Source organism: Polaromonas aquatica, from assembly GCF_042659145.1.
Classification (GTDB): domain Bacteria; phylum Pseudomonadota; class Gammaproteobacteria; order Burkholderiales; family Burkholderiaceae_C; genus Polaromonas; species Polaromonas aquatica.
This window is the reverse complement of record NZ_JBHSRS010000061.1, coordinates 1-3,734: the sequence shown is the minus strand read 5'-3', so window position 1 is coordinate 3,734 and position 3,734 is coordinate 1. Positions and strand designations below refer to the sequence as shown.

Below are 3,734 nucleotides of genomic sequence, written 5' to 3'. Positions count from 1 at the left end.
GACGCGAGTCGTCCTTTTGCCGTCTTTCCGGAAAACAAGTTCGACTACATATTTTCAGTCAGTGGCGTAATGGAGTTTGACAAGGGGTCGTCTCAGAAAACGGAAAATAAAGCACGCTAAGCCGGTGGCAGCGGTCGCAATGGCCTGAACTTCCCCGCACCGACCTTGGCGCTGCTGCGCCATAGGTAATCGCCAGTCAGATTGATGTGCTCCCACCCCAGCGGCGACAGATATTGCAACAACGTGTCGTCCAGCGCCGTGCCGTTGCCACGCAAAGCACTGGTGGCACGCTCCAGATAGACCGTGTTCCACAACACGATGGCCGCCGTCACCAGATTGAGGCCGCTGGCCCGGTAGCGCTGCTGTTCAAAACTACGGTCGCGGATTTCACCCAATCGGTAGAAGAAAACCGCCCTGGCCAGCGCGTTGCGCGCCTCGCCTTTATTCAGCCCCGCATGGACGCGGCGGCGCAGCTCCACGCTTTGCAGCCAATCCAAAATGAACAGCGTGCGCTCGATGCGCCCCAGCTCGCGCAGGGCGACGGCCAAGCCGTTTTGGCGCGGATAGCTGCCGAGCTTGCGCAGCATCAGCGAGGCCGTCACCGTACCCTGCTTGATCGAAGTGGCCAGCCGTAGGATTTCATCCCAATGGGCGCGAATAGCCTTGATGTTCAGCCTGTCGCTGCTAATCATCGGCTTGAGTGCGTCGTAGGCAGTATCGCCCTTGGGGATAAACAGCTTGGTGTCGCCCAGGTCACGAATGCGCGGCGCAAACCGGAATCCCAGCAAGTGCATCAGGCCAAACACATGATCGGTGAAGCCTGCCGTATCGGTGTAGTGTTCCTCGATGCGTAAGTCCGACTCGTGGTACAGCAGGCCATCGAGCACATAGGTCGAATCGCGCACACCGACATTGACCACCTTGGCACTGAAGGGTGCGTACTGGTCGGAGATATGGGTATAAAACGTCCGCCCAGGGCTGCTGCCGTATTTCGGGTTGATGTGGCCGGTACTCTCGGCCTTGCTTCCAGTTCGGAAATTCTGGCCGTCCGACGATGACGTGGTGCCGTCGCCCCAGTTTCCGGCGAAGGGTTGCCGAAACTGCGCGTTCACCAGCTCGGCCAGCGCTGTTGAATAAGTTTCGTCGCGGACGTGCCAGGCTTGCAACCAGGACAGCTTGGCATACGTTGTGCCGGGGCAGGATTCGGCCATTTTGGTCAAGCCTAGGTTGATCGCATCGGCCAGGATCGTCGTCATCAGCAAGGTTTTGTCCTTGGCGGTGTCGCCGGTCTTCAGGTGCGTGAAGTGGCGGGTGAAGCCCGTCCACTCATCGACCTCCATCAGCAGCTCGGTAATCTTGAGGTGTGGCAGGATCATGGCCGTCTGGTCGATCAGGGCTTGCGCAGCATCGGGCACCGCCGCGTCCAACGGCGTAATCTTCAGGCCCGATGCGGTGGTGATGATGGCGTCTGGCAGATCATCGGCCGCCGCCATACGGTTGACGGTGGCGAGTTGCGCCTCCAACAATTCCAGCCGTTCACGCAGGTACTGATCGCAGTCGGTGGCCACGGCCAGCGGCAATTCGCTGGCCAGCTTCAGAGTGACGAACTTCTCCACCGGCACCAAGTATTCGTCGAAGTCTTTGAACTGGCGCGAGCCTTGCACCCACACGTCGCCTGAGCGCAGCGCGTTCTTCAGTTCCGACAGCGCGCATAACTCGTAGTAACGCCGGTCGATGCCCTCGTCGGTCAGAACTAGTTTGGCCCAGCGTGGCTTGATGAATGCGGTTGGCGCGTCGGCGGGCACCTTGCGCGCGCTGTCGCTGTTCATTCTGCGCAGCACGTCGATGGCATCGAGCACACCCTTGGCGGCGGGCGCGGCCCGCAGTTTGAGCACGTCCAGGAACTGCGGCGCGTAGCGGCGCAGCGTGGCATAGCTTTCGCCGATGTGGTGCAGGAAGTCAAAATCCGCAGGCCGCGCCAGTGTTTGCGCCTCGGTGACGCTGGCGGCGAAGGTGTCCCACGGCATGACCGCTTCGATGGCGGCGAACGGATCGCCGCCGTTTTGCTTGGCTTCGATCAAGGCTTGGCCGATGCGTCCATACAGCCGCACCTTGTCATTGATCGCCTTGCCGGAAGCCTGGAACTGCTGCTGATGCTTGTTCTTGGCCGCGTTGAACAGCTTGCCGATAATGCGGTCGTGCAGGTCGATGATTTCATCGGTGACGGTGGCCATGCCTTCGATGGACAGTGCTACCAAGGTGGCATAGCGTCGCTGCGACTCGAACTTGGCCAGGTCTGCGGGCGTCATCTGGCCACCCTCGCGGGCGATCTTGAGCAAGCGGTTCTGGTGAACCTGCCGCTCGATGCCATCTGGTAGGTCGAGTGCCTGCCAGGCTTTGAGGCGCTCGATGTGTTCCAGCATGTGGCGCGAGTTCGGTTTTGCAGGCGATTGGCGCAGCCACGCCAGCCACGTCACTTTGCTGCCGTCCTTGCGCTTGAGAAGTTCGTCCAGGCACTGACGGTGGGGTGATAACAAAGAATCGGTTAGCGCCGCGTAAATACGCCGGTTGGCACGGGTGATGGCCTCGGCGCTTGCGCGCTCGATGGCATTCATGACGGGTAAGATGATGCTCTGCCGCCGCAGGTTTTCGACAAGGGTGCTGGCCAGCACAATCCCTTTGTCTGTTTGCAAGGCCAGCTCGGTCAATGTATGCACGGCTTGCCGGTAGTGGCTCATAGTGAAGGGCTTGAACCCAAACACCGTTTGCAGCTCGACCAAGTGCTCCCGCCGTGTCTGCTCGCGCTGGCCGTACTCGTTCCAACTTTCCACTGGCACCTTGAGTTGCGTGGCCACCATGCGCAACAAGGGCGGAAACGGAGGTTCATCGACGCCCAAGAAGATGCCAGGGAATCGCAAGTAGCAAAGCTGCACAGCGAAGCCCAATCGATTCGCAGCGCCGCGACGCTGACGAATCACCGAGAGGTCGGTTTCGTTGAACGTGTAGTAACGGATCAGTTCGTCTTTGGTATCTGGCAGTGCCAGCAGGCTTTCGCGCTCGGAGGCGGATAGGATTGAGCGGCGCGGCATGGTCAGTCTTCCCGCAGGTACTGGTACAAGGTTTCGCGGCTGATGCCGAAATCACGGGCCACCAAGGTTTTTTGATCGCCTGCCGCGACTCGCCGTTTCAACTCGGCAATTTGTTCGCTGTTCAGCGATTTCTTTCGTCCCCGGTAGGCACCGCGCTGCTTGGCTAGCACGATTCCCTCGCGCTGGCGTTCGCGAATCAGAGCGCGCTCGAACTCAGCAAAGGCCCCCATGACCGACAGCATCAGATTGGCCATCGGTGAGTCCTCGCCGGTGAAAGTCAGCCCTTCTTTGACGAATTCCATGCGCACGCCCCGTTGGGTAAGCCCTTGAACGATGCGGCGCAGGTCATCAAGGTTGCGTGCCAGTCTGTCCATGCTATTCACCACCACGGTATCGCCCTCGCGGACGAAGGCCAGCAGCCTTTCAAGTTCGGGACGTTGCGTGTCCTTGCCTGAAGCCTTGTCGGTGAATACCTTGCCAACTTCAGTTTGTTCCAGTTGTCGATCAGGGTTCTGGTCGAAGCTGCTGACGCGGACGTAGCCGATACGTTGACCTTGCAAGATGGGGTCCCCTCGTTTTCAGTGCAATAACTGGCGGTTCGCAAACCCAGCACTGGCGCGGGGGTGGTGTGGGTAGATCGTTGAT

2 protein-coding genes are annotated in these 3,734 nt (G+C 59.8%); both read right to left on the bottom strand.

Going from position 1 to position 3,734, the window contains the following annotated elements; genetic code table 11:
* Positions 1–116: 116 nt before the first annotated feature.
* Positions 117–3,089 (bottom strand): Tn3 family transposase, encoded by a 2,973-nt coding sequence (locus ACFQND_RS12490; RefSeq protein ID WP_377413693.1) that lies wholly within the window; start codon positions 3,087–3,089, stop codon positions 117–119.
* A 2-nt stretch (positions 3,090–3,091) separates the two neighbouring features.
* Positions 3,092–3,649, bottom strand: coding sequence for a recombinase family protein (locus ACFQND_RS12485; RefSeq protein WP_371435576.1), 558 nt, complete (start codon positions 3,647–3,649; stop codon positions 3,092–3,094).
* Positions 3,650–3,734: the final 85 nt, after the last annotated feature.